Source organism: Vreelandella songnenensis (assembly GCF_003002925.1).
Lineage (GTDB): Bacteria > Pseudomonadota > Gammaproteobacteria > Pseudomonadales > Halomonadaceae > Vreelandella > Vreelandella songnenensis.
On sequence record NZ_PVTK01000001.1, the window covers coordinates 867,817 to 894,569 of the forward strand.

Sequence of the window (26,753 nt, forward strand, 5' to 3'; positions counted from 1 at the left end):
GTTGTTAACTGCTAATTTCCCCTAGCTTGAGGAGAAAATTTCAATATCACGGCTGAGGTTTTTAATAACCTTGTTAATATTGAATTCATAATTACTTTTGCAGATCATACGCAGACTCGCCACTATACCAAGCGGGTAGGCGCCTAAATCCCTTTAGCAGAGCGGACAGCTTGGTAGGATCGCCAGGTGGACGACCCAGAAGGATGAGCAAATGACCAAGATACTTCAGCGCAACCTGTATCGAGAAGTGGCCGATCGCATCGGTGATCTGATCGAGCATGGCGAACTGGCGCCGGGCGAGCGCATTTCCGAAAAGCAGCTGTGCGAAAAATTCGGCGTATCGCGTACCCCCCTGCGCGAAGCGTTGAAGGTGCTGGCCACCGAAGGGCTGATCGAGCTGTTGCCCAACCGCGGCGCACGCGTGGTGCGCTTGACGTTCAAGAAGGTCAAGGACACCTACGACCTGATGGCCGCGCTGGAAGGGTTATCCGGCGAGCTTGCCTGCCAGCATATCAGCGATGCGGAAATCGCCGCCATTCGCCGGCTGCACAACAGTATGCTCGAGCACTACCGCCAGCAGGATCTGAAGACGTACTTCGAACTCAACCGACAGATTCATGAAAGCATTCTGGCGGCGTCGCAAAATGAGGTACTTCAGGAGATGTACAGCAACCTCAGCCAGCGCGTAAAGCGCGTGCGCTACTCCAAGAAGATGACCCAGGCGTTCTGGGATCGCGCAGTCAAGGATCATGAAAACATGATCAACGCCCTGGAAGCGCGCGACAGCCAGTTGCTTGGCCAGATTCTGCGCGACCACCTGTGCAACAAGCTGGAGGTAGCCACCCTGGCCGGTGTGATCGACGATGACGGGCCTCTTGAGGCGGTCAACGGGTAAGGCGCTACCAGGACTCGATGCGCATGGCCGAGCGCTCCAGGCGCTCGCTTTCGGCTTCAAGTTCGCGCAACAGCTCGCTGATACTGGTGAGGTGCTCGAGCGCCACCCGCTTTGCCTGTTCGGCATCGCCCGCCACCACGGCATCGTGCAGCCGGGCGTGCTGGCGGTTGATCATCTCTCTGGGGCCTTCGCGGTGATAAAGGTGCTTGACCGAGGCAAACACCGAACTCAGCAACAGGTCGGTCAAACTTTGCAGCGTGTGTACCAGTACCGGATTGTGCGAAGCCTGGGAAATCGCCAGATGAAAGGCGTGGTCCAGTCGCGCCAGCCGTTCCACCTCGATGGGCTCTGCCTGCTCGGCGTAGTCGGCCATCTCGCGGTAGCGCCGGGTGATCAGCACGCGGTCCATCGACGTGCCCCGCCGGGCCGCCAGAAACGCCGACTCGCCCTCCAGCAGCGCGCGCACTTCCAGAAGATCGAACAGCGTGCGCGGATGGTCGTTGAACAGGTGCATCAGCGGGCTGTGCTGGTGCATGGGCAGAAGCGACGCCACCGTGGAGCCGTGGCCCTGGCGGGTATCGATGATCTGCTTGCTGCGCAGAATCCGCAGGCCCTCGCGCAACGAGGCGCGCGACACCTTGAGCCGCTCGCACAGCCTGCGCTCTGAAGGCAGCAGCTGGCCCGGGCGGAACACGCCATCCAGAATCAGCTGCTCGAGCCGCGCCGCCACGTTTTCCGGCGTGCGCCGTCCGGCCACTCGCTTCTCGTTTGAAAGCGTCATGCTCTCTCCTCTCGAACCACCGGCTCGTCTTGCACCTTGAAAGCAGGCAGTGGTAAGACCTGTGGCAGCGGCTGCCAGCGCAGCGCTGCGGCAATCGCGATGCTTCGCTATCGTCGACCAATTACTGGTCTGACCATTGCACCACAGTCTGGACAGGCACACAAAAAAAGCTCAGATTGACGCTATTGCCCTACCGACCGTGCGGTTACTTTCAACGATAAAAACTGGGATGTCGTGATGAATATCCTCTTTGATGAGCGCCTTGATGGTGAGCTGGTACGCCGCGACAAGCACGAGGTCCTGACGGACCTGCAGCAGGCCGTGCCCAGCATGACCCTGCTTCACCGCGAGGAAGATCTGCGCCCGTTCGAGTGTGACGGCCTGGCCGCCTACCGCGTTCTGCCCATGCTGGTGGCCCTGCCGGAAAGCCTTGACCAGGTGGAAATGCTGCTCAAGCGCTGCCATGCGCTGGACGTTCCGGTGGTGACCCGCGGCGCGGGCACCGGGCTTTCCGGGGGCGCGCTGCCGCTCGAGCAGGGTGTGCTTCTGGTAATGTCGCGCTTCAACAAGATCGTCAGCGTCGACCCCGACGCCCGCCTTGCCCGCGTGCAGCCCGGGGTGCGCAACCTGGCCATTTCCGAGGCGGCCGCCCCTTACGGGCTTTACTACGCGCCGGACCCCTCCTCCCAGATTGCCTGCTCCATTGGCGGTAACGTGGCGGAGAACGCCGGCGGCGTGCACTGCTTGAAGTACGGTCTGACCGTACATAACGTGCTGCGCGTGGATGTACTGACCATCGAAGGCGAACGCATGACGCTCGGCGCCGAATCCCTCGACGCCCCGGGGTTTGATCTTCTTGCGCTGATGAACGGCTCGGAAGGCATGCTGGGGGTGGTGACCGAAATCACCGTCAAGCTGCTGCCCAAACCCGAAACCGCCAAGGTGTTGATGGCAAGCTTTGACGATGTCGAGAAAGCGGGCCGTGCGGTGGGCGACATCATCGCGGCAGGCATCATTCCAGGCGGGCTCGAGATGATGGACAGGCTTGCCATCAAGGCCGCGGAGGATTTCGTTCGCGCGGGCTACCCGCTGGACGCCGAAGCCATCCTGCTGTGCGAGCTCGACGGCGTGGAGGCCGACGTCGACGACGACTGCGAAACGGTGCGCCGGGTACTCGAGAAAGCCGGGGCCACCCAGATCCAGCAGGCTCGCGACGAGCTCGAGCGGGCGAAATTCTGGGCCGGGCGCAAGAACGCCTTCCCGGCGGTGGGCCGCATGTCGCCGGACTACTACTGCATGGACGGCACCATCCCGCGCCGCGAGCTGCCCCGCGTGCTCAAGGGCATTGCCGCGCTTTCCGAGCAGAGCGGCCTGGCGGTGGCCAACGTGTTTCACGCCGGCGACGGCAACATGCACCCCTTGATACTGTTCGATGCCAACAAAGAGGGCGAGCTTGCGCTTGCCGAAGACGTGGGCGGCAAGATTCTGGAGCTGTGCGTAGCCGCCGGCGGTTCGATCACCGGCGAACACGGCGTGGGGCGTGAAAAGATCAATCAGATGTGCAGCCAGTTCCAGGCCGATGAGATCAGCGTGTTTCACGCGTTGAAAGCCGCCTTCGACGAGAAGCGCCTGCTGAACCCGGGCAAGAATATTCCCACGCTTGCGCGCTGTGCGGAATTTGGCGCCATGCACGTGCATAACAACGAATTGCCACACCCGGAGCTTCCGCGCTTTTGATGGCACAAGGACACCCCATGACCGATTTAGCGATTCACTCCGCCGACCGCGATATCGCCGACACCCTGTGTGACCAGGTACGCACAGCCTATGAAACGCGCACGCCGCTACGCATTGTCGGGGGCGACACCCGCGCCTTCTATGGCCGCCCGGTCGAAGGTCAGGCGCTTTGCCTGGCGGCGCACAGCGGTATCGTCTCCTACGACCCGGTAGAACTGGTGGTCACCGTGCGCGCCGGTACGCGTCTTGATGCCCTGCAAAGCGCGCTTTTCGAGCATCACCAGATGCTTCCTTTCGAGCCGCCGGTGTTTGGCGAACAGAGCACCATCGGTGGCGCGGTCGCCACCGGGCTTTCCGGCCCGCGCCGCCCCTGGGCGGGCGCGGCGCGGGATTTCGTGCTGGGCACGCGGGTCATCACCCAGGAAGGCAAGCTGCTGCGCTTTGGTGGCGAAGTCATGAAAAACGTGGCGGGGTACGATCTTTCCCGGCTGATGGCCGGTGCCCAAGGCACGCTTGGCGTGCTTGCAGATATCTCCTTCAAGGTGCTGCCCATTCCCACCGCCAGCCACTGTCTGCGCCTTTCCATGGGCGTTGATGATGCCTTGGGCAAGCTTGCCGAACTGGGCCGCCAGCCACTGCCTATTACCGCGGCGGCCTGGCATGCCGGCGAGCTTTTCATTCGCCTTGAAGGCGGTGAAAGCTCGGTGAAGGCCACCCGTGAACGTCTGGGCGGCGAGGCGCTGGACGCCGAGTTCTGGACGGCGCTGCGCGATCATACGCTCGATTTCTTCACCCTGACCGAAGGCCAGGCGCTGTGGCGCCTGTCGCTGCCGCCCCATACGCCGCCGCTTTCGCTGGATATAGCCGAGACCGATATCTTCTACGACTGGGCTGGCTGCCAGCGCTGGGTAAAGGCGGCGCTGGATGCCAAGACCCTGCGCGATGCCTGTCAGGCGGCCGGCGGGCATGCCACCTGCTACACCCCCGAGGCCCAGGGCGGCGCGGCCGAACCTTTTACGGCGCTTAACGCCGTGGTGGAGAAGTATCACCGCAATCTGAAAACTCAGCTGGATGCCCACGGTATTTTCAATCCCGGTCGTCTTTACGCGGCGTTTTAATCAGGAGAGCTGATATGCAAACGCATTTCACCGAGGCCGATCGTCAAAAGCCGCATATTCAGGAAGCCGAGCGCATTCTGCGCACCTGCGTGCACTGCGGGTTCTGTAACGCCACCTGCCCCACCTATCAGCTGCTGGGCGATGAGCGCGACGGCCCGCGCGGGCGCATCTACCTGATGAAGGAGCTGCTGGAGAGCCGTGACGATGACGACCAGGTCACCGAAGAGACGAGGCTGCACCTGGACCGCTGCCTGACCTGTCAGAACTGTGAAACCACCTGCCCGTCCGGCGTCGAGTATCACAAACTTCTCAACATCGGCCGGGCGGAGATCGAGCGCCGCGTACCGCGACCACCGGCAGACCGCGCCCAGCGCTATGCGCTGCGCAAGATGATGGTCGAGCCCAAGCGCTTCAAGGCGCTGCTCACGCTGGGCCAGACCTTCAAGCCGCTGGTACCTGCCAAGCTGCGCAACAAGATGCCCGCCGCCCCGGTGGATGCCGGCAAGCGCCCCGCCACCCGGCACGCCCGCCGCATGCTGATTCTGGAAGGCTGCGTCCAGCCCGGCCTTTCGCCCAACACCAACGCGGCCACGGCGCGCCTGCTCGACCGCCTGGGTATCAGCCTGAGCCCGGTGAGCGAGGCCGGCTGCTGCGGGGCGATCGATTTTCACCTCAACGCCCAGGATGACGGCCGCGCTCGCATGCGCGCCAATATCGATGCCTGGTGGCCGCATATCGAGCAGGGCGTCGAAGCCATCGTGCAGACCGCCAGCGGCTGTGGGGCCTTCATCAAGGAGTATGGCTACATGCTCAAGGATGACCCGGCCTACGCTGAAAAGGCCAAGCGGGTCAGCATGCTGGCCAAGGATATTGTCGAGATACTGCGCGACGAGCCTCTGGAGTCGCTCAAGGTAGCCGAACCACAGCGGCTCGCCTTTCACTGCCCGTGTACGCTGCAGCACGCCCAGAAGCTCAACGGCGCGGTCGAAGGCGTGCTTACCAAGCTCGGCTTTGCGCTGACGCCGGTGCAGGATGCCCACCTGTGCTGCGGCTCGGCGGGTACCTACTCGATCACCCAGCCAGCGCTTGCCACCCAGCTGCGCGATAACAAGCTCAATGCCCTGGAAGCGGGCAATCCTGAGCTTATCGTGACCGCCAACATTGGCTGCCAGACGCACTTGGCCGGTGCCAACCGCACGCCGGTGCGCCACTGGATAGAAGTCGTGGAGGCCGCGCTTGGCTGACAACGCTCCGCGCCTGCCCGGCGGGCGCGGCTTTAACCCCCTGAAACAACACTTTGTCCAACCACAGGAAACCGATATGCAAACCAAAGCGATTCTTGCCCTGACCGATATCAACAAGATACTGGATGCCGCGCAGAAAGAGGCCGACAGCAACGCCTGGCCGGTGACCATTGCCGTGGCCGACGATGGCGGCCACCTGCTGGCGCTGCGCCGCCTGGATGGCGCTGCGCCCTTCAGCGCCGAAGTGGCCACTCACAAGGCGCGCAATGCAGCGCTGGGCCGCAAGGAGACCCAGGTGTTCGAAGAGATGATCAACGGCGGGCGCACGGCATTTGTGACCGCCCCTCTACAGGGTCTTCTTTCCGGCGGCGTGCCGGTCATCGTGGATGGCCAGGTGATCGGCTCGGTCGGTATTTCCGGCGTGAAGCCCGAACAGGATGTGCAGATCGCCAAGGCGGGTGTCAGCGCGATCGCCTGACAGGTGTTACGAGCGCACACAAAAAACCCCGGATCAAGGATCCGGGGTTTTGGAATTTGTTCGGTATCAACCGATAGTTTTCAAGATAATTACTTGAAAACGAGTACTTGATACTAGTGCTTAATGGCGGACCGGACGAGACTCGAACTCGCGACCTCCGGCGTGACAGGCCGGCATTCTAACCAACTGAACTACCGGTCCACTAATAAGGCACTTTCTAACACTATTACAACCATTTAAAAGGACTTTAAATGGTGGGTGGTACTGGGTTCGAACCAGTGACCCCCAGCTTGTAAGGCTGGTGCTCTCCCAACTGAGCTAACCACCCGGGGTGTTGATGTTTAATCAACCGATTTTCATCAACCAATCAGCAAGTTATCGTGGCGGACCGGACGAGACTCGAACTCGCGACCTCCGGCGTGACAGGCCGGCATTCTAACCAACTGAACTACCGGTCCGAATAGCGATAACTGCTTTAAAGTAGGTGGGCGTGATGATGGCGGACCGGACGAGACTCGAACTCGCGACCTCCGGCGTGACAGGCCGGCATTCTAACCAACTGAACTACCGGTCCGCTGTTACATCATGCTGATGCTACTTTGATACTGCTTCACATTTCCAGGCCATCTTGCGATGGTGGGTGGTACTGGGTTCGAACCAGTGACCCCCAGCTTGTAAGGCTGGTGCTCTCCCAACTGAGCTAACCACCCGCTGGTCACGTGGCGCTGCATTCTACAGAAGCCTACCGGGATGTCAACACGTTATGTTTAAACTTTATGATTTAAACCAGCGCGTTGCTCACCCTGCCGAAGGCGTTCCATGAGCGCGGACGAAGGATGCCGCAAGTAGGGCCGCTTCGTCAATCAAAAACTCATGTTTCACCCCTGACGCCTTTCGCGGCTTGAAGTCATGGTCGCCATCGGCAAGCCAGGCAAGGCGCGTTTGCGGGGCAAGCGGGTAACCTTCCACCTCTTCCCGAGTGCCAAACGGGTCGCGCTCGCCTTGAAGCACCAGCAGCGGGCAGTGAATATCACTCCAGTGGCCCAGGCGCAGCGCCTCCGGCTTCTTGGGCGGGTGAAACGGGTAGCCGGCAACCACTACACCGGGGCAGTTGGCGTCTTCTATCTCACCGCGGTGCACCCCACTGGCAAACAGCGTGGCAATACGCCCACCCATGGATTTGCCCCCCCCCCAGAGCGGCTGGCTACTCATGGGTTCAAGCAAACGGTACCAGGCGACGAAGTGCTCAAGCGTGCGTTCGACGCGGGGCGGCGGGCGGCGCTTTCCCTGCTCCAGCATCTGCTGCATGTAGGGAAAGTCGATCGCCAGCACCTGAATGCCGTGCTCGGCAAGCGCTCTGATGATCTGCTGCATGAATGCCGATTGATGCCCGGCGCCAGCGCCGTGAGCCCATAAAATTCGCCCATGGCGCGGCTGCCCTACCACCGCCAGAGGCCCCAGGCCTTCTACCCGCAGGCGCGGCGCAGCAGACTCCTCTAGCGCTGCGGCCAGCGCATCTGGCAAAACCGGCGTGTAGTCTGCATAGGCATGCTGAGTCACTGTTTGATCTCCTTTGGGGTAGTGGGTCGCATTTTGGCGGTTTTCGGCGTCTCCTGCGCGTTAAATTCGCCCCTTAGGCTGCGATCCTGCTAACCTTTTCAAACCGTTAAATACGGGCTTTCGATTCACCCTACTGCACCGGGCCTTGGCCTGAAGGACATCCGTTTGGCTGAGAAAACGCTGATGCGCCGGTTATCTCAAGAGTGGATAGCCAGGGCATGACGACACCTGCCGCCTGCTATCATTGCAAAAGCGCCGTGCCTGCCGGTGCCCCCTGGCAGATTACGCTGGATAGCGTGTCTTACCCGGTGTGCTGCCCGGGGTGCGAAGCCGTGGCCAATGCCATCGTGCAGGGCGGGCTCGAGCACTACTACCGACAGCGCACCGAACCGCCCGAAAAGCCCGCCACGCAAGCTGTGAAGCGCAATCTCTGGACGCACTTTGATCTGCCCGAATACCAGCACTGGGTCAGCCTCGAACCGGCAACCGGCAAGGCAAGTGCGACGCTGGCCGTCGAGGGGATTACCTGCAACGCCTGCGCCTGGCTTATCGAGCACCGCTTGAACGCGCTTCCCGGCATTGCTGCCAGCGCCGTGGATCTGGCCCACCACCGCCTTGTGGTCAGCTGGCACCCCGAAACGCTCCAACCGTCGACATTGATGGGGGAGCTTGCCGCCATCGGCTATAGCGCTCTGCCCTATATGCCAGTCCCCGCCCAGGCACGCCTTGAAGCATGCATGCGCCAGACGGCCAGGCGGCTGACCGTGGCGACAGCGAGCCTTGCGGGCATCGCAGCGCTGGCGCTTTATCCGCTTTTGGACGGGCCTGGGAGTGGCGGCTCAACGCTTCTTGCCGGGCTGACCTTGGCGCTGGCCAGCGCGTCAATGCTCGCCGCCGCGCCCTTCTTTTTCCAGGCGCTTGGCGATCTAAAGCGCCGCCAACTGGGCCTGATGGTGCCCGTCAGCCTGGCACTGACAAGCGCCTACCTGGCCGAGGGCTATGTGATTCTGCACGGCAGCGGGCATTACGCAGGCGCTATCGCCCTGCTGGTGGCGCTCTTACTGCTTGGACGCTACGTTGCGCTTCGCAACACTGTAAACGCCGCCGGACAGCGGGCGCTGCCCGCCTTTGCCACGCGGCTCGAAGGCGCGGATGAAGCTCGCGAGCGCCTGATACCCGTCGCCGCGCTGCTAGTCGGCGATTGCATCAAGGTGGCGCCCGGCCAGCGCCTGCCCGCTGACGGCACCATCATTCGGGGCGAATCCAGCCTGGATACCTCGCGCCTGACCGGTGAGCCGCTGCCGGCCGCTTGCCGGGCGGGCGATGAGGCGCTGTGCGGTGCACTCAACCTGGAGAACCCGCTGGTCATCAAGGTATCTCGCGCCGCCGACCAGGCGCGCGCGGCCTGCATCAACCGCCATCTTCAGGCCAACTGGCGCGCGCGGCACCTGGGCGCGACAAGTGCGCCTTACATGCACGCCTGGGTGCTGGGGTTGCTGATATCAACGGCCGTCATTGCAGGGCTTTCATGGGACGCCCCCCAGGCCATCGATGCGCCCGTTGCCATGCTGATGGCGGGCAGCCCGTTTGCCCTGGCTCTGGCCACGCCGCTGGCCCTGGTGGCCGGGTTCAAGCAGCTTGGCAGGCGCGGGGTATGGGTTACCCGCCCCCACGCGCTGCTTACACTGGCGCGTGCTGCACCTATCACCGCGCCTCCGGATGTCTCGCTGCTTAGCCCTCGCGCAGGGCGCCTCGATGAAGCCGTGGCGATGGCGCGCTTTACCCAGCGCTGCGTGCAACAAAACCGCTACATTGCGCTTGGAATGACGCTTGTGCTGGTACTTCTGGCCGCACTGGGCCAGCTTTCCCCCTTGGGTGCCGTGATGGGCAGTGCCGTCAGTGCGCTGATGGTGATCGCCAACACGCAGCGGCGGCTGGGCCGCCCCACTTTTCCCACAGGTAGCCTATGAACCCAACCGGGCTTGATCTTCCGCCGCTGATGGCCGCCTTTGTGTTTGGTCTTTTGGGGGGCGCTCATTGCATCGGCATGTGCGGCGGCATCATGAGCGCGCTGAGCTTTGCCGTGCCGCCCAGCATGCGCCGCCCCGGGCGCATGGCGGGCCTGCTGCTTGGCTATAACCTGGGGCGTATTGCAAGCTATATGGCAGCAGGCGCCCTGGTGGCCGCGCTGGGCACGCTGATATCGCTGGCCCCGCTCGCCCGCCAGATACTGCAGGGCCTGGCGGCAGTGATGCTGATTCTCATGGCGCTGTATATCGCCAACTGGTGGAAGGGACTATTGGGCATTGAAGCCCTGGGCAAGCGCCTGTGGCGCTACCTAGAGCCGGTCGGTCGGCGGCTGATGCCGGTGGTTCACCTGCCCCAGGCGTTTGCATTGGGGGCTATCTGGGGCTGGCTGCCCTGCGGCCTGGTCTACGCCATGCTGGCCTGGAGCCTGGCGATTGCCGAACCGCTTCAAGGGGCACTACTGATGGGCGCCTTTGGCCTCGGCACGCTGCCAGCGCTTCTGGCCACCGGGCTTGCGGCCCGCAAGCTGGGTGGCCTGATTCGCCATCCAGCCACGCGTACCCTGGCGGCACTGATAATCATCGCCTTTGCGCTATGGCAGCTGTGGACGCTGAACGCTCACTCGGGCGAACACTCCCAGGGGCACTCAGCACCCGCCACGCCTTCACACTCACATTCACATTCACATTCGCCACCATATTCGCCCTCCCACCCCATTCATTGATGTAGCGCAACACTTCAGGGCACCGGCTCGTTTAGTCTTGCAACAAGTTCTAAACGTATCAGCTACCGGAGGCGTTCCTCATGCCCGTGCGTGCCCCTGTTGCCTCCCTATCTGCCCTGGGTGCCAGCCAGCCGATTCCCCATTGGGACGCCGCCCTGCTGCGCCGCTACGACAAGAGCGGCCCGCGCTATACCTCTTACCCCACAGCGCTGGCCTTTCATGAACGCTTCACGGCGGATGACACCATTCAAGCGCTGGAGCGCAGCAACCGGTACGGCCGCCCGCTCTCGCTGTATGTTCACGTGCCGTTCTGTCGCAAGATCTGCTTTTACTGCGCCTGCAACAAGATTGCCACCAAGAACACCTCGCTGGCTGAGCCCTATCTTTCGCGACTTGACCGGGAAATGGTGCTGACGGCCCGCCACCTGGACACCTCACGCCCGGTCAAGCAACTGCACTGGGGCGGCGGTACACCAACCTTTCTCTCGCTTTCACAGATGGGCGACCTGATCGACCGCCTGGACGCCCGGTTCGGGCTTTCAAGCGATGCTGACCGCGATTACGCCATTGAAATCGACCCGCGCGAGGCGGATGTCTTTACCCTGCGTCACCTGCAGTCGTTAGGCTTCAACCGCTTGAGCCTGGGCGTTCAGGACTTGAGCCCACAGGTACAGAAAGCGATCAATCGTCATCAACCCCGTGTGCTGACCGAAACGCTGATGGATGAAGCCCACCGGCTGGGCTTTCGCTCGCTGAACCTGGATCTTATCTACGGCCTGCCCTTTCAGACCGAAAGAAGTTTCGCCGACACCCTGGCGCAGGTGATCGAGTTGAGTCCGGCGCGCCTGTCGGTGTTCAACTACGCGCATATGCCGGAACGCTTCAAGCCCCAGCGGCGCATCAAGGAGGACGATTTGCCAGGAGCCGAGGAGAAGCTTTCAATTCTGCGCACCACGATCGAGATGCTCACGGCGGCGGGCTATGTGCATATCGGCATGGATCACTTCGCCAAACCCGGTGACAGTCTGGCGGTTGCCCAGGCCAACGGCACTCTGCAGCGCAACTTTCAGGGTTACTCGAGCCACGCCCAGTGCGATCTGATCGGCCTCGGGGTTTCCGCCATCTCGCGCATCGACGATGTGTATGCCCAGAACCCGTCAAGCCTCGGCAGCTATGAAGACGCCTTGGATCAAGGTCGACTAGCCACGCTAAAAGGGGTGCGTTTAAATAAGGATGATCTAATACGAGCGGACGTCATCGAGCGGTTGATGTGCGATATGCACCTTGATCTGGGCGCCGTGAGCCAGCGCTGGAACATTGAAGCGGCCGACTATTTTGCCGGCGCAATGGCAACACTGCGCACCGCCGAGCAGGACGGGCTAATTACCTGGCAGGGTGATACGCTAAGCACCACCCCCATGGGGCGGCTATTGATCCGCCATCTGGCCATGGCGTTTGATGGCTATCTGCCTGGGCAGTCGGGTTCGCGCTATTCACGCATTGTCTAGCGCCCTGAACGCACTGATATTTACTGGGGCACAAGAACAGGGAGAGATGTATGTCACTACCGGCAAGCCAACGCCGATCGCTTCTTCAGGAAGCCCGCTGCCAGACCTGCAGCCTGAGCTCGCTGTGCCTGCCGCTCGCGCTGGAGCTGGAGGACATGGGGCAGTTCGATGCCATCATTCGCCGCCGGGCGCCGTTGAAAAAAGGCGAGCCGCTGTTTCGCCAGGGTGATCGTTTTACCAGCGTGTACGCGGTGCGCTCGGGTAGCCTGAAGCAGATCACCAGCGAAGGTAATGGCAACGATCAGTTGACCAACTTCTTTCTGCCCAGCGAGCTCGTTGGCCTGGACGGGATTGACGAAGAGCACTACCCCGGCAGCGTCATCGCGCTTGAAACCACGACCATCTGCGAGATCCCGTTCGACCAGCTGGATACGCTTTCAGAAGAGTTGCCGGAGCTGCGTGGCCAGCTCTACCGCAGCATGAGCAAGGAGCTTCGCGACGACCGGCGCATGATGCGCCTACTCTCGCGCAAGACCGCCGACCAGCGGCTGGCAAGCTTTTTACTCACGCTATCCGAGCGCTTTCGGCGTCGCGGCTACTCGCCCTACAGTTTCAGGCTCTCCATGGCGCGGGCGGATATCGGCAACTATCTGGGGCTGGCCGTCGAGACGGTCAGCCGCATTCTGAGCCGTTTTCAGCAGCAGAAGGTAGTGGCCGTTTCCGGCCGGGAGGTCAACATTCTCGACATGCAACGCCTTGTGGCGTTGAGTGAAGAGGACGATCAGACGATCACTTCACGTTAAACGCCTGAATACGTCCACTCATCAGCTCGGCCTGCTTGGCTTCAAGGCCTGCAAAGTCAAACAGCTCACGGTCGGCCAGCTGCGAAGGGGCGACATTGGTCACCGCCTTGAACATGCTTTCAAGGCGGCCTGGGTGTTTCTTGTCCCACTCGGCGAGCATCTCCTTGACGACCTGGCGCTGCAGGTTGGGCTGCGAGCCACACAGGTTGCAGGGGATGATCGGGAACTCCATCAGCCGCGAAAACTCGGCAATATCCGCTTCCTTGCAGTAGGCCAGCGGGCGAATCACGATGTTCTTGCCGTCGTCGGAAAGCAGCTTGGGCGGCATTGCCTTCAGGGTGCCGCCAAAGAACATGTTCAGGAACATGGTTTCCAGAATGTCTTCGCGGTGATGGCCAAGAGCAATCTTGTTGGCGCCGATCTCTTCGGCAAAGCCGTAGAGCGAGCCGCGCCGTAACCGTGAACACAGCGCGCAGGTGGTCTTGCCTTCCGGGGTCTTCTCTTTCACCACCGAGTAGGTATCGCGCTCCAGAATGTGGTACTCCACGCCCAGCGCGTCCAGGTAGCGCGGCAGCACGTGCTCGGGAAAACCGGGCTGTTTCTGATCCATGTTGACCGCTACCAGGGAAAAATTCACCGGCGCGTTGCGCTGCAGATTGCGCAGAATCTCGAGCATCGTGTAGCTGTCTTTACCACCGGACAGGCAGACCATGACCCGGTCGCCTTCATTGATCATCTGATAGTCGATGATGGCGTTACCCACTTCGCGCCGCAGCCGCTTTTGCAACTTGTTGAATTCACGCTTTTGTTTGGCATCAACAGCGTCCTGCTGGCTGTCAGGGCCAGCCGTTGGCGCAACCGTTGCCGTGGCGGGGTCAAAATGATCAATGTGTTGCATGGTATAAGCACTGCCAATGGTAGAAGGAGCAGCGGCTATTCTAACAACACTCCCTGCATTCACCCAACTGGCAAACTCACGCCCTTCAAGCGGAAGATACTAACCAGATTGGGCCATATCACGCTGCAGGCGCATATACAAAAGCGCGCTGGCGGCCGCCTTGCCAAGCAGCCCGCGTGCGGCAATCGTGGGAATCTGCCAGCACGCCAGTGCCTCGGGAAACTGGCAGGAGGACTCGACCAGCGGATGCCGGCGGCGTAGCTGGCGCTGATGCAGCCTCGCCACATCCACTTGAGCATTGGGCAGCCCGAAGCCCAGGTGGACTCTGAAGGCGCTGTTGAGCATTGCCAGCTGCTGCTCCAGCTGCCAACCGATCAATGGTCGGTTGCCGATGAACTCCGCCAACCCTTTCAGCGCCTGGGCGCTGAAGCGTAACGTGGTCTGGGTATCATAAAGCTCTTGATGACGGCGCACGGTCTTGCCACACGCGGTCTCGGCGTCGGCGAAGGTCGCCACCCATGCATGGCTCAACTGAATGTGCTGCTGATTCATCACTACCGCGGCGATGCTGAGCACCGGCGCAGGCCCCGGTGTTACCTGACAGGCCAAAGCGACGAGCTCCTCGCCCATGTAGGGCTGAAAAAGCCAGGCATAGGGCGAGTTGGCGTAGCGGCGGCGATCCCTTTCGCGCTTGAACAACAGGCGCAGCGAGCGCCCCAGGAGTGCGGCGTATCTATCGATTCCGCTCATGAGTACTCTAGGTGGTAGCGGTGGGAAAGATGCTGCTTGAAATCCTTCACGATATGCAGCGATTCACGCAGCAGATCGCGCTCAAGCGATGAAAGCTCCTGAACGATGACACGATTGGAGTGCGCATCGTTGATCTCCTGGCTGCCCAACTGCTGCTTGAGGCGCAGTTCGGTAAAAAGAGAAAGTGCTTCACCCAGGTCGTCGGCCACACGGCGCTCGAGGCGGCCGTCATCGGCCAGCGCTTCCAGACGGCCAAGCGTCGAGGTCACGCCGATACGTCGTTCAAGCGCCATGGTGCGCACGCCGTGAACGATGGGAAAAATGCCTCCCTTCTTGATATCGATGCCGTGCTGAGGCTTTTTAAGCGAGCCAAACAGGGTGAGCGGCGTAGAGAAGCGCAGCGCCGTGCGGGCCAGGTAGGAGAGCAGTATCTCGTCGCGGGCGCAGTGCTCGAACAGCGCTTCGCGGACGCTTTCCAGCAGCCGCGGGTTGCCCGCCACGGCGTGGGCGTCCAGCAGGATGGCAAGCTTCATGAGGCTGTCGCCATCACGCACGCTGGCCCACTGGATGATACTGTTTTTCCACTGGCTGACGCTTGCCACCCACTGCGGGTTGGACACCATGATGTTGCCTGGGCACGGCGGATAGCCCAGGCGTATCAGCGTATCCGTGAGGCGCTGCATGTCGCCTGACACATCAGGCCACGGCGCGTCATCGTCAAGAATCAGCCCGTTGTCCTGATCGGTTTTCAGAATCTGCTCGCCGCGCCCTTCGCTGCCCATCACCATCAGGCAGCTGTGCGAGTGATGCGTCTCATTGACGGTAAACTCCCACGCCTTGTTCATGATGCGGCCATTGAGCGCGGCCAGCAGATCCATGGCAAAACGCAGCTTGACCCCTTGTGCCATCAGCGCCCGAACCAGCTCCGGCGTGCGCTGGCTGGCAACCGCCAGGGTATCCAGGTCATTGGCCTGCTCTACCTGCAGGCTGACCACATAGCTTCGGCTGGAGAAGTAGCTCAGCACATCGGTGAGTTCGACCACACCTTTCAAACTGGCCTGCTCCATGACCACCACGCGCGTCACCTTGTGCCGAGTCATCAGCACCAGGGCCTCAAAGAGGTATTGGACAGGCGTCACCGTGACCAGGGAAAAGTGTGCGACCTGATCGACCGGCGTTTCCTGAGTAAAACCTTCAACCACCAGGCCATTGAGCAGGTCGGTCTTGGTAACCATGCCAAGCTTGCCCCGGGTTTCGACCAGAAGGCTGTCGGCGTGGCTGTCGTTGAGCTTTCTGACGGCGTCGGCAATGCTGCCCTGGGCATCCATCAGCAGGGGTTCACGCATGCACTCGCCCACGCTTGCCAGCATGAAGCCCGCCATGGTGACGCCCCCCTCGGCACGCTTTTCGGTCAACAAGCGCGCCTTGTGCGCCAGCGATTGACGGAAAAACTGCTCGAACGGCGGATACTGACGGCACAGCTGGAGAAACAGCGCACGCGGCAAGAGGTAGCAAAGGCACTCCTGTTCGGCCTGAAAGCGGTAGCGGCTCTTGCCATTCAAGATGCTGATGGCCCCGAACAGATCTCCGGCGGTGTAGTGACCCAGCCGGGCGCTGGCGGCGGGCAGCGTGGGGTCAATCTCAGCCACGTCGCCCTTGTGCACCAGAAATACATGCTCCCCCTTTTCCCCCGTTTCCAGGATGATGCTGTCGCGCTCGAAATAGGCCAGGTCCATGCTGCGGCGAACATGGTCGCGCCCTTCGTCATCGAGCAACGTAAACGGCAGCTGGGACAGATCGACATCAACCATGGGGCAAACATCCGTTAGGTCGCTTGTTATTGTTAAATGGAAAATCACTCTGCCTGGCGATGTCAGGCAACTGACCATGCTTAATAAAACTTATGCCAAGATGAAGCAGAAACGAAATGCTTAACCAGAAGACTCACTAATTCGCTTGTTAGCCTTGACCACCCATACTTTGGGATATGCTGCCAACGTCGACACTACGTTTGGATTAACGACTAAAGTCGTGGTTTATTGACTTTATATATGTATATTCCTCACTTTATTCAAAGTAGCAAACAATATCGCTTAACCAAACCCTAGACCATGGTTCAAGTGACTGTCGCCCACCCTATGGAAAACGAAAAACCTCTTTTATTACAGAAGGATTAAAACCTTCCATACGCTTGCACGATTCGTGATACCAAAGTCTGGGATTATTTTTTAGCTATTATTGTCCAGTATTAACACGGTATGATTCAGGAAAATCACATAGGGGACGCGCAAACTTTCCCTGATATTAAAAGTGATCATTCAACCAAGCGGAAACCCAAAATAATCGATAACTAAGAGCTAAGTGGTTTTTTGGCGTGCGGTTACCCTGACATGCCAAATGCTACTCCTGGTGAACTTTCCAAACCTTAAAAACACAAGTGGAGAGCAACACAATGGCAGACGACAAATCCAATGCTGCTGAATACTGGAAAGCCAACGTTCGCTTAATTTTCGGATGCCTGGTGGTATGGGCCTTCGTCTCTTATGGGTGTGCGATCCTGTTTCGCCCTCTTCTGGCGAGCATTCCAGTGGGGGGAACAGACCTGGGCTTCTGGTTTGCTCAGCAAGGCTCCATTCTTACCTTCATCGTGCTGATCTTCTTCTACGCCTGGAGAATGAATAAGCTCGATCAAAAATTTGGCCTTGGGGAGTAAGCCAGCATGAGCCAATTTGCAATCAACCTACTGTTCGTTGGCGCCTCCTTTGCCCTGTATATCGGCATTGCGATCTGGGCGCGAGCGGGGTCCACCAAGGACTTCTACGTTGCGGGGGGCGGCGTTCATCCGATTACCAACGGGATGGCCACGGCCGCTGACTGGATGTCCGCGGCTTCGTTCATTTCCATGGCGGGTCTGCTCGCCTCCGGCGGCTATGCCAACTCTACCTTCCTGATGGGCTGGACCGGCGGCTTCGTTATTCTGGCAATGCTGTTGGCGCCTTACCTGCGCAAGTTCGGCAAGTTCACCGTACCGGACTTTATCGGCGACCGCTTTTACAGCAACACCGCACGCTTTGTTGCCATCGTGTGTCTGATCATTGCCTCGGTCACTTACGTTATCGGCCAGATGACCGGTGCGGGCGTTGCCTTCTCGCGCTTTCTGGAAGTCAGCAATACCTGGGGTATCTGGCTTGCCGCGCTGATCGTGTTCCTGTACGCAGTGTTCGGCGGCATGAAAGGGATCACTTACACTCAGGTGGCTCAGTACATCGTATTGATCGTGGCCTACACGATTCCCGCCGTATTTATCGCCTTCCAGCTCACCGGCAATCCGATCCCCATGTTCGGCATGTTCAGCACGCACACCGAATCCGGCATTCCGCTGCTGCAGAAACTCGATGACGTGGTCAGCGCGCTGGGCTTCCAGGACTACACCGCCGATGTGGACAACAAGCTCAACATGGTGCTGTTCACGCTCTCGCTGATGGTGGGTACCGCCGGTCTTCCTCACGTTATCATCCGCTTTTTCACCGTGCCTAAAGTATCCGACGCACGCTGGTCAGCCGGCTGGGCGCTGGTGTTCATCGCCCTGCTCTACCTGACCGCACCGGCGGTGGGCTCCATGGCACGCCTTAACCTGATGACCACGGTCTATCCGGAAATGGCAGGCCAGGTGGAGAACTACGAAGAGGCTGCTCAGACCCCCATCCTGTACGAGGAGCGCCCAGACTGGTTCCGCACCTGGGAAGATACCGGCCTGATCACCTTCAACGACCTGAACAACGACGGCCGCATCCAGTTCTACAATGATGCTGCTGACTACGCTGATCGCGGTTGGGAAGGCAACGAGCTGACGGTCAACAACGACATCCTGGTACTCGCGAACCCGGAAATTGCCAACCTTCCAGGTTGGGTTATCGGCCTGATTGCCGCAGGCGGTATTGCCGCTGCCCTTTCAACCGCGGCGGGTCTGCTGCTGGCCATCTCCTCGGCCATCAGCCACGACTTGATCAAGACGATGATCAACCCGAACATTTCCGAGAAAGGCGAAATGCTCGCAGCGCGTATCTCCATGGGCGGGGCAATCCTGCTGGCCACGTACCTGGGCTTGAATCCTCCCGGGTTTGCGGCACAAACCGTGGCGCTTGCCTTCGGTATTGCCGGTGCCTCGCTGTTCCCGGCGCTCATGATGGGTATCTTCTCGACCCGCATGAACAACGTGGGGGCGATTGCCGGCATGCTGTCAGGCCTTATCTGCACGCTGCTGTACATCTTCACCTACCTTGGCTGGTTCTTCATCCCTGGCACCAACACGCTGGCCAACACGCCGGATAACTGGATCCTGGGTATTTCGCCGCTCTCCTTCGGTGCAGTCGGTGCGATGATCAACTTTATCGTGGCCTTCGCGGTATCCAGCGTCACGGCCAAGCCGCCGCAGGAAATCCGCGAGCTGGTGGAGAGCGTTCGCTATCCAAAAGGTGCTGGTACAGCCATCAATCACTAAGCCATAATCACTCCTGACGCTTGGCGCTGGGATCAAAAGTGACCATCGGGCCTCCTCTGGGAGGCCCGATGACTTTCAGAAGGGAAATGTATGATATGGCACCTGATTGCCGCCGTCTTCGCCGGTCTTGCCGGCGCCGGGATTGGCCTGTTGCTGCGCACGCTCAGCGGCAAACGACTGCCCAAGTGGATCGTGCCGGTGTTTGGCGGGCTGGGCATGCTGGGCTACCAGATCCAGGTAGAGTATTCGTGGTTCGAGCACAAAAAGGCACAGCTGCCCGAGACGGCCATGGTGATATCAAGCGATACGTCTACCGCCGTGTGGCGCCCCTGGACCTTTGCGTTTCCCATGACCACCAAGTTCAGCGTGGTAGACCGCGACAATATCGTGGCGCGTGACATCGAAGGCACGCCGGTAGTGGAATTCATCTTGTACCAGTTCGAGCGTCATCATACCGATATCCTCATCATGCAGCCTTACGTGCTGAACTGTGCAAGCCGCGAGCTGGTGCCGCTTGAAGGCATCGGCGGTGAAGCCGAAATCGGCGAGCTGCGCCGATTGCGCGAAACCTCGCCTCTGCTGACCACGGTATGCGGACTCTCCAACGCTTGAGCGAGACGCACGCGGCGCTCTTCGCCTAGAATGGGGGACTGCACGCGCCTTGGCGGGCGCCAATAATCGTTGGCTGGGGAAATAGGCATGTTTCACGGTGGGCTGCTGGTCGCGGTATCTCTACTCTATATCGCGGTGCTGTTCGGCATTGCCTGGTACGGTGACCGCCGTGCGCGCACCCACGGCGCCAGCCGCCGCCGCCCCATCATCTATAGCCTGGCACTGGCCATCTACTGCACCTCCTGGACCTTTTACGGCGCGGTGGGCCAGGCGGCCACCGCCGGGTGGTCGTTTGCCAGTATCTTCGTCGGCCCGATCCTGACGTTTCTGCTGTTCTGGCCGGTGCTGGCCAAGATGATTCGCGTGGCCAAGCACCAGAACGTGACCTCGATTGCCGATTTCATCGCCTCGCGCTACGGCAAGACCCAGTCACTGGCGGCGTTTGCAAGCCTGGTGGCTCTGGTCGGCACGCTACCCTATATCGCCTTGCAGCTCAAAGCCGTCTCGACCACCTTCAGCGTGCTCACCGATGAGAATACCTCCGGCGCCCCACTGTTTGGCGACACCGCCTTCTACGTGGCAATCGTCATGGCGGTGTTTGCGATTCTGTTTGGCACCCGGCATACCGACGCTACCGAGCACCACGAGGGCCTGATACACGCCGTGGCCTTCGAGTCCGTCGTCAAGCTGCTGGCCTTCTTGGTGCTTGGCGCGTTCGTCACCTGGGGCATGTTCGATGGCCTGGGCGAGCTGATGGGACATGCCGAGAGCCAGCTGGAACTTCAGCGCCAACTCGCCAATCAGGATTTTGGTCAGAGCTTCTGGGCCCAGACCCTGCTCGCCATGCTGGCGATTCTGTGCCTGCCCCGCCAATTTCACGTCGCCGTGGTGGAAAACATCCACCCGGGCGACGCCACCAAGGCGCGCTGGCTATTCCCGCTCTACCTGCTGGCCATTGCCTTCTTCGTGGTACCGTTGGCCGCCGCCGGGCTGCTGCTCTTTTCCGAGAGCGGTGTGGAGCCGGACACTTACGTACTGGCGCTCTCCATGCAGTCCGGTCAGCAGTGGCTGACGCTCTTGACCTTCATCGGCGGTTTTTCCGCCGCCACCGGTATGGTGATTGTCGCGGCCGTGGCGGTCTCGATCATGATCTCCAACGAAATCGTGATTCCAGCGCTTTTCCGGCTGCGCTGGTTTGATACCAAGGCGCGCGACTACGGCCGCCTGGTACTGCGCGCCCGGCGTATCACCATCGCCGTGGTCCTGACCATGGCCTACGGCTTCTATCGGCTGATTGCCGAGTTCACCTCGCTTGCCTCCATCGGCATGCTTTCCTTTGCCGCGGCGGCGCAGTTCGCGCCCGCCCTGATTGGCGGGCTTTACTGGAAACGCGGCAACCGGCTGGGCGTCATTGTGGGCATGAACGCAGGCTTTGCCATCTGGGCCTACAGCCTGCTGATGCCGGCAATGATCAATGCCGGCGTCCTGCCCGCTGCGTGGCTTGTCGGCGGGCCGCTGGGTGTGACCTGGCTCTCACCCACGGCACTGTTTGGCCTGCATCTGGGCGACAGCTTCACCAACGGCGTGATGCTGTCGCTCGGGGTCAACCTGTTCTGCTATATCTTCATTTCTCAGATGACCTCCCAGCGCGTGGTCGAGCGTATTCAGGCCTCGCTGTTCGTGGACAGTGTGGAAACCCGCCAGACCTCGGTCAACCGCCCCTGGACCGGCGCCACCACGGTGGGCGATTTGAAGGTACTGTGCGAACGCTTTCTGGGCGCCGGCCAGGTCGACCGGGCGTTCGAGGATTACGCCCGCCGCGCGGGCAAGCCGCTGGATAACGGTACGCGAGCATCAATCGATGTCATCCAGTTTACCGAGCGCTTTCTGGCTTCAGTGCTGGGCGCCTCATCGGCGCGCATCGTGGTGAACTCGGCGCTTCAGGGGCGCGGGATCGGCATATCGGATGTGATCTCGATCGTCGATGAAGCCTCTCAGGTGCTGGAGTTCAACCGTGCACTGTTGCAGGCCACCATCGAGAACATCAACCAGGGCATCAGCGTGGTAGACCAGAACCTGCGTCTGGTGGTCTGGAACCAGCGCTATCTGGAGCTGTTTCGTTTTCCCGACCACCTGATTCGAGTGGGCGCGCCGATCGATCGTATCTTTCGCTACAACGCCCATAACGGCGAGTATGGCCCCGGCGACCCGGAAGAGCACGTCCAGCTGCTGCTGGACAACATCCGCGACGGCCAGCCCCACCGCTACGTGCGCTACCGCCAGGATGGCAGTGTGCTGGAAGTCCAGGGCAACCCCATGCCCGGCGGTGGATTTGTGTATACCTATCAGGATATTACCCAGCAAAAGCGTATCGAAGAAGCGCTGATCCGCTCGGAAAACAATATCCGTATCTACACCGATAACGTGCCCGCACTGATCGCCTACTTCGATAAAGAGTGCCGCTACCTGTTCACCAACCGCGCCTACGAGCAGGCGTTCGGTATCGACCGCAATGCGGTCATTGGCCGCCGCTATGAAGACGTGCTGTCGTTGAAGCAGTCCGAAGAGCGTGCCCCCTGGGTCGATCTGGCGCTTTCCGGCGAGCGGGTCAGCTTCGAGGTGTCCATGCGTGTCAACGACGCCATGCGCTACATGCTGGTCACCTACACGCCCCACTTTGGCGACAGCCAGTCGATTCTGGGCTTCTTCGCGCTCTATCAGGATATTACCGAGCGGCGCCGGGCAGAGATTGCCTTGAAAGAGACCAACGAAACGCTCGAGGAGCGCGTGCGCGAGCGCACCCAGGCGCTTTCCGAAGCCAACGCCGCACTGCGCCAGGAGAACCGTGTGCGCGCCGAGGCCGAGCAAGCCTTGCGACAGGCCAAGCAGCTAGCCGAAGACGCCAACGCCTCCAAGACCCGCTTTCTGGCCGCGGCTAGCCACGACCTGCTGCAGCCGCTCAATGCCGCCAGGCTCTTCACCTCGGCGCTGATGCAGAACGTTACCGCTCCGGATACTCAGCGCACCATCGGCCATATCGACAACTCGCTGCAGGCGGCCGAAGAGCTTCTGGGCACGCTCCTGGATATCTCCAAGCTGGATGCCGGCGCGCTTACGCCCCGGCGCAGCCACTTTGCGCTGGCGGATATCTTCCGCCCGCTGCGCGCCGAGTTCGAGGTCATGGCCGATAACCGGGGCCTGGACTTCATGGTGGTACCGACCCAGCAGTGGGTGGATTCCGACCCGCAGATGCTGCGCCGGATCGTGCAGAACTTCCTGTCCAACGCCATTCGCTACACCCAGCACGGCCGCGTACTGCTGGGCTGCCGCCGCCAAGGCCAGCGCCTGATAATTGAAGTGTGGGACAGCGGCCCCGGCATTCCGGCGTCCAAGCTGACGGAAATCTTCCAGGAATTCCGCCGTCTGGATCAGGTATCGCGGCACAAGGAGAGCGAAAAGGGCCTGGGCCTTGGGCTCTCGATTGCCGACCGCATGAGCCGAGTGCTCGATCACCCCATCAAGGTGCGCTCCTGGGAGGGCATGGGCACGGTGTTCTCTGTCAGCGTGCCTATCGTCGCACCCCGAGAAATCAGCACAACCGAAGAGCCGACCAGCAAGCGCAGCGGCAACAAGCTTGCCGGGGCGCGCATCGTGTGTATCGATAACGAGACGCTGATTCTGGAAGGCATGACCGCCATGCTCAGCGGCTGGGGCTGCGAGGTGTTCACGGCCACAAGCATCGGCGGGGCCAAATCGATTCTGCGCAACATGGACGGCGACCCGGATGCGATTCTGGCCGACTACCACCTGGACAACGAAGTCACCGGCCTGATGGCGCTGGAAGCGCTCAGCGAGCGCCTGACCGATGCGGTACCGGGCATTGTGATTACCGCCGACCGCACCGAGGAAGTGGCCGAGCTGATCAAGCGTGCGGGCTACCAACTGCTGCTCAAACCGGTCAAGCCCGCCGCCCTGCGGGCGCTTCTAACCCGCACGCTGCAGGCCAGCCGCGCCAAAAGCTGATCGAAGAAAAGTGAGCCCCAGATAACGGCTTTCTATAGCCCGTATCAGGCACACAAAAAACCTCGCTTGCGGCGTCGCAAGCGAGGTTTTTTTGAACCGGAGAAGATGCTCAGGATTCGACTTTGGGCGGATCGACTTCCAGTTTCTGTGCGGCAATCACTGCCTGAGTGCGCGAATGCACGCCAAGCTTGCGCAGGATCGCCGTCACGTGCGCCTTGATGGTGGCCTCCGAGACGTTGAGCTCGTAGGCGATCTGCTTGTTCAGAAGGCCTTCAGTGAGCATGTTGAGCACGCGGAACTGCTGCGGCGTCAATGAAGCAATCGCTTCGGCAAAGCGCGACTCTTCCTCGCTGGTCTCTTCAAGCACGTTGGCCAGTGCTTCAGGCAGCCAGACTTCACCCTGCAGGATTTCGCCTACCGCTTCGGCAATCAGTTGCAGCGAGGAGGATTTGGGAATGAAGCCCGAGGCGCCGTAATCAATCGCCCGGCGAACAACGTAAGGTTCGTCGCTGCCCGATACCACGGCCACCGGAATATCCGGCATCTGGCCGCGCAGTTGAATCAGTCCGGAGAAGCCGTGCGCGCCCGGCATGTGCAAATCCAGCAGGATCAAATCGGCATCGGGATGACGATTGACCACATCCGTTGTGGCTTCCATGGTATCAGCTTCGACAATCTCAGCCTGTGGGGCCAGCTGGCGTAACGCCTGGGTAAGCGCTGCGCGAAACAGCGGATGGTCGTCTGCGACGATAAACTTATGGGCTACTGCCATGGATATTCCTCCGGTTCCTCGTGCAGCGGTATTACCGGCCGCCGCGACGCTAGGCTCATACGGTCACATGGTACCCCATGGGCTTATTCAAGCCCAAATATCCCATGCACATTGGTCGTCGTTATATCACCCGTTTAAACGCAACAGTGCCGGCCCCGTGGCCGGCACTACAACGCGTAAGCGCAGTATGCTGCTATCTACGCCCTGACTGGTGGGCGCTTATCAAGACAGGTGGCTTAGCCAGGCTAAGCTCGCTGAATGTTAAGCTACTACTGATTGGCGCGATGCTCAATCAAATCGTCAACCACCGAGGGGTCTGCCAGTGTACTCGTATCGCCCAGGCCATCACATTCATTCGCGGCAATTTTACGTAAAATACGCCGCATGATCTTGCCCGAGCGGGTTTTCGGCAGCCCCGGCGCCCACTGGATGACATCCGGCGAGGCAATTGGACCGATATCCTTGCGTACCCACAGTGAAAGCTCTTTCTTGAGCTCGTCGGTCGGGTCGACGCCGTCGTTCAGGGTGACATAGATATAGATACCCTGCCCCTTGATATCGTGCGGGAAACCCACCACCGCCGCCTCGGCAACCGCCGAGTGCGCCACCAGCGACGACTCGATTTCAGCCGTGCCCATGCGGTGGCCCGAAACGTTGAGCACATCGTCCACGCGGCCGGTGATCCAGTAGTAGCCGTCCTCGTCACGGCGGCAGCCGTCACCGGTAAAGTACATGCCGTCGTAGGTGGAGAAGTAGGTCTGCACGAAGCGCTCGTGATCGCCCCAGATCGAGCGCGCCTGGCCAGGCCAGGAGTCCAGAATCACCAGGTTGCCTTCCGCGGCACCCTCAAGCTGATGGCCTTCGTTATCTACAAGCGCCGGCTGCACACCAAAGAACGGCAGCGTGGCAGAACCCGGCTTGAGGGCGGTGGCGCCGGGCAGCGGCGAAATCATGATGCCGCCGGTTTCGGTCTGCCACCAGGTATCCACGATAGGGCAGTTCTGGTTGCCGATCACGCGGTAGAACCACTCCCAGGCTTCCGGATTGATGGGCTCCCCTACCGAACCGAGCAGGCGCAGGCTGTCCCGCGAGCTTGTGTCCATCACGCTGTCGCCGTGAGCCATCAGCGCCCGCACGGCGGTGGGTGCGGTATACAGGATGTTGACCTTGTGCTTGTCGACGATTTCACCCAGGCGGCCATGGGTCGGGTAGCTCGGCACGCCTTCGAACATCAGCGTGGTGGCGCCATTGGCAAGCGGCCCGTAGACGATATAGCTGTGCCCGGTGACCCAGCCAACATCGGCGCTGCACCAGTAGACCTCGCCATCCTGATAGTCGAACACGTACTGGTGGGTCATGGCGGCGTAGGTCAGGTAGCCGCCGGTGGTGTGTTTCAAGCCCTTGGGCGCGCCGGTCGAGCCGGAAGTATAGAGAATGAACAGCGGGTCTTCAGCGCCCATCGGTTCGGCGGCGCACTCGGCAGACGCTTTATCCACCAGCTCATCGAACCAGAGATCGCGGCCCTCATGCCAGTCGATATCGCCGCCGGTACGCTTCACTACCAGCACGTTCTTGCAGACGTCGGTGCCGTCACGGGTCAGGGCTGAATCGACGTTCTCCTTGAGCGGCACCTGCTTGCCACCGCGCACCGACTCATCGGCGGTAATGATCAGCTTGGAATCTGCGCCGATGATGCGCTGGGCCACAGCGTCCGGCGAGAAGCCGCCAAACACCACCGAGTGCACCGCGCCGATCCGCGCGCAGGCGAGCATGGCCATGGCGGCTTCCGGAATCATCGGCATGTACAGCGTGACGGTATCGCCTTTCTCGATACCCAGGGATTTCAGCGCATTGGCCAGCTGGCAGGTACGCGTGTGCAGCTCGCGGTAGGTAATATGCTTGGACTCGTCCGGGTTGTCGCCTTCCCAGATGATCGCGGTCTGATCGCCACGCTTTTCCAGGTGGCGATCCAGACAGTTGGCGCTGACGTTGAGCACGCCATCCTCGAACCAGCGGATATCCACATTGTCGCGTTTGAAAGAGGTGTTCTTGATCTTGGTCGGCGCCTTGATCCAGTCCAGGCGCTTGGACTGCTCTGCCCAGAAACCTTCCGGATCATCCTTGGACTGCTGGTACATGGCCGTGAACGTGTCTTTATCGGCCCAGGCATTGGCGGCGATGGCATCGCGCACCGGGTAGACGTTTTGATGTTCGCTCATAGTTGCCTCTGTCCGTGGAAATGCACTTTTATAGGAATGTAGTCGATATGCGCACGGGCTGCGCCGACACCACTAATTGTTCCCCTAGCATAAACCTCCCTA

The 26,753-nt window shown here is 60.7% G+C and carries 20 protein-coding genes and 5 tRNA genes; 13 read left to right on the forward strand and 12 right to left on the reverse strand.

Going from position 1 to position 26,753, the window contains the following annotated elements:
- The first annotated feature begins 211 nt into the window (after nucleotides 1-211).
- Nucleotides 212-895 (forward strand): GntR family transcriptional regulator, encoded by a 684-nt coding sequence (locus B0H98_RS03815; RefSeq protein ID WP_106373720.1) that lies wholly within the window; start codon nucleotides 212-214, stop codon nucleotides 893-895.
- Nucleotides 896-899: 4 nt separating this feature from the next.
- On the opposite strand, the gene glcC is transcribed toward B0H98_RS03815, so the two are convergent.
- Nucleotides 900-1,676 carry a transcriptional regulator GlcC gene (glcC, locus tag B0H98_RS03820; RefSeq protein ID WP_106373721.1) on the reverse strand — a complete coding sequence of 259 codons (777 nt, stop codon included), beginning with the start codon at nucleotides 1,674-1,676 and terminating at the stop codon, nucleotides 900-902.
- A gap of 237 nt (nucleotides 1,677-1,913) precedes the next feature.
- Between glcC and glcD the strand changes: the two genes are divergently transcribed.
- The 4 genes from glcD to B0H98_RS03840 all read left to right on the forward strand — a co-directional run bounded on the left by glcD (nucleotide 1,914) and on the right by B0H98_RS03840 (nucleotide 6,253).
- Entirely contained in the window at nucleotides 1,914-3,413 is a 1,500-nt protein-coding gene (glcD, locus tag B0H98_RS03825; RefSeq protein WP_106373722.1) for a glycolate oxidase subunit GlcD, read from the forward strand.
- Between the two features lie 17 nt (nucleotides 3,414-3,430).
- Entirely contained in the window at nucleotides 3,431-4,531 is a 1,101-nt protein-coding gene (gene glcE, locus B0H98_RS03830) for a glycolate oxidase subunit GlcE (protein WP_106373723.1), read from the forward strand.
- A gap of 14 nt (nucleotides 4,532-4,545) precedes the next feature.
- Nucleotides 4,546-5,775, forward strand: coding sequence for a glycolate oxidase subunit GlcF (gene glcF, locus B0H98_RS03835; RefSeq protein WP_106373724.1), 1,230 nt, complete (start codon nucleotides 4,546-4,548; stop codon nucleotides 5,773-5,775).
- A gap of 76 nt (nucleotides 5,776-5,851) precedes the next feature.
- On the forward strand, nucleotides 5,852-6,253 hold the full coding sequence (locus B0H98_RS03840) for a heme-binding protein (RefSeq protein WP_106373725.1): 402 nt from the start codon (nucleotides 5,852-5,854) through the stop codon (nucleotides 6,251-6,253).
- Nucleotides 6,254-6,377: 124 nt separating this feature from the next.
- On the opposite strand, the gene B0H98_RS03845 is transcribed toward B0H98_RS03840, so the two are convergent.
- From B0H98_RS03845 to B0H98_RS03870, 6 genes are all read right to left on the reverse strand, one after another.
- Nucleotides 6,378-6,454: transfer RNA gene (locus B0H98_RS03845), tRNA-Asp, on the reverse strand.
- 51 nt (nucleotides 6,455-6,505) lie between these two features.
- Nucleotides 6,506-6,581, reverse strand: a tRNA-Val gene (locus B0H98_RS03850).
- 53 nt (nucleotides 6,582-6,634) lie between these two features.
- A tRNA-Asp gene (locus B0H98_RS03855) sits at nucleotides 6,635-6,711 on the reverse strand.
- 39 nt (nucleotides 6,712-6,750) lie between these two features.
- Nucleotides 6,751-6,827 (reverse strand) — tRNA-Asp (locus tag B0H98_RS03860).
- Nucleotides 6,828-6,887: 60 nt separating this feature from the next.
- Nucleotides 6,888-6,963, reverse strand: a tRNA-Val gene (locus B0H98_RS03865).
- Between the two features lie 88 nt (nucleotides 6,964-7,051).
- Nucleotides 7,052-7,813: an alpha/beta family hydrolase gene (locus tag B0H98_RS03870; protein WP_167392640.1), complete on the reverse strand. Its 762-nt coding sequence runs from the start codon at nucleotides 7,811-7,813 to the stop codon at nucleotides 7,052-7,054.
- A gap of 218 nt (nucleotides 7,814-8,031) precedes the next feature.
- Between B0H98_RS03870 and B0H98_RS03875 the strand changes: the two genes are divergently transcribed.
- The 4 genes from B0H98_RS03875 to fnr all read left to right on the forward strand — a co-directional run bounded on the left by B0H98_RS03875 (nucleotide 8,032) and on the right by fnr (nucleotide 12,876).
- The gene (locus B0H98_RS03875) at nucleotides 8,032-9,783 is read left to right on the forward strand and encodes a heavy metal translocating P-type ATPase metal-binding domain-containing protein (RefSeq protein ID WP_106373726.1); all 1,752 of its coding nucleotides are present in this window, start codon (nucleotides 8,032-8,034) and stop codon (nucleotides 9,781-9,783) included.
- Nucleotides 9,780-10,565: a sulfite exporter TauE/SafE family protein gene (locus B0H98_RS03880; RefSeq protein ID WP_106373727.1), complete on the forward strand. Its 786-nt coding sequence runs from the start codon at nucleotides 9,780-9,782 to the stop codon at nucleotides 10,563-10,565. The genes B0H98_RS03875 and B0H98_RS03880 overlap by 4 nt, the downstream gene beginning before the upstream one ends.
- A gap of 80 nt (nucleotides 10,566-10,645) precedes the next feature.
- Entirely contained in the window at nucleotides 10,646-12,073 is a 1,428-nt protein-coding gene (hemN, locus tag B0H98_RS03885) for an oxygen-independent coproporphyrinogen III oxidase (RefSeq protein WP_106373728.1), read from the forward strand.
- 50 nt (nucleotides 12,074-12,123) lie between these two features.
- Entirely contained in the window at nucleotides 12,124-12,876 is a 753-nt protein-coding gene (gene fnr, locus B0H98_RS03890; RefSeq protein ID WP_106373729.1) for a fumarate/nitrate reduction transcriptional regulator Fnr, read from the forward strand.
- Here the strand turns inward: fnr and ttcA are convergent.
- The 3 genes from ttcA to B0H98_RS03905 all read right to left on the reverse strand — a co-directional run bounded on the left by ttcA (nucleotide 12,863) and on the right by B0H98_RS03905 (nucleotide 16,335).
- A complete protein-coding gene (gene ttcA, locus B0H98_RS03895) occupies nucleotides 12,863-13,774 on the reverse strand; it encodes a tRNA 2-thiocytidine(32) synthetase TtcA (RefSeq protein WP_106373730.1) in 912 nt (303 codons plus the stop codon). The genes fnr and ttcA overlap by 14 nt on opposite strands.
- 99 nt (nucleotides 13,775-13,873) lie before the next feature.
- Nucleotides 13,874-14,524 carry a 3'-5' exonuclease family protein gene (locus tag B0H98_RS03900; protein ID WP_106373731.1) on the reverse strand — a complete coding sequence of 217 codons (651 nt, stop codon included), beginning with the start codon at nucleotides 14,522-14,524 and terminating at the stop codon, nucleotides 13,874-13,876.
- Nucleotides 14,521-16,335, reverse strand: coding sequence for a DUF294 nucleotidyltransferase-like domain-containing protein (locus B0H98_RS03905; RefSeq protein ID WP_106373732.1), 1,815 nt, complete (start codon nucleotides 16,333-16,335; stop codon nucleotides 14,521-14,523). The genes B0H98_RS03900 and B0H98_RS03905 overlap by 4 nt, the downstream gene beginning before the upstream one ends.
- Before the next feature lie 641 nt (nucleotides 16,336-16,976).
- Here B0H98_RS03905 and B0H98_RS03910 point away from each other — a divergent pair.
- From B0H98_RS03910 to B0H98_RS03925, 4 genes are all read left to right on the forward strand, one after another.
- Nucleotides 16,977-17,237 (forward strand): DUF4212 domain-containing protein, encoded by a 261-nt coding sequence (locus tag B0H98_RS03910; protein WP_106373733.1) that lies wholly within the window; start codon nucleotides 16,977-16,979, stop codon nucleotides 17,235-17,237.
- 6 nt (nucleotides 17,238-17,243) lie between these two features.
- Complete coding sequence (locus B0H98_RS03915) at nucleotides 17,244-19,025, forward strand: sodium:solute symporter family protein (RefSeq protein ID WP_106373734.1); 1,782 nt, start codon at nucleotides 17,244-17,246, stop codon at nucleotides 19,023-19,025.
- Between the two features lie 90 nt (nucleotides 19,026-19,115).
- Entirely contained in the window at nucleotides 19,116-19,637 is a 522-nt protein-coding gene (locus tag B0H98_RS03920; RefSeq protein ID WP_106373735.1) for a hypothetical protein, read from the forward strand.
- A gap of 87 nt (nucleotides 19,638-19,724) precedes the next feature.
- A complete protein-coding gene (locus B0H98_RS03925; RefSeq protein ID WP_106373736.1) occupies nucleotides 19,725-23,660 on the forward strand; it encodes a hybrid sensor histidine kinase/response regulator in 3,936 nt (1,311 codons plus the stop codon).
- A gap of 109 nt (nucleotides 23,661-23,769) precedes the next feature.
- Here B0H98_RS03925 and B0H98_RS03930 read toward each other — a convergent pair whose 3' ends face one another.
- Together B0H98_RS03930 and acs are read right to left on the reverse strand one after the other, a co-directional pair.
- Nucleotides 23,770-24,432 (reverse strand): LuxR C-terminal-related transcriptional regulator, encoded by a 663-nt coding sequence (locus tag B0H98_RS03930; RefSeq protein ID WP_106373737.1) that lies wholly within the window; start codon nucleotides 24,430-24,432, stop codon nucleotides 23,770-23,772.
- A 269-nt stretch (nucleotides 24,433-24,701) separates the two neighbouring features.
- On the reverse strand, nucleotides 24,702-26,651 hold the full coding sequence (gene acs, locus B0H98_RS03935) for an acetate--CoA ligase (RefSeq protein WP_106373738.1): 1,950 nt from the start codon (nucleotides 26,649-26,651) through the stop codon (nucleotides 24,702-24,704).
- Nucleotides 26,652-26,753 lie beyond the last annotated feature (102 nt).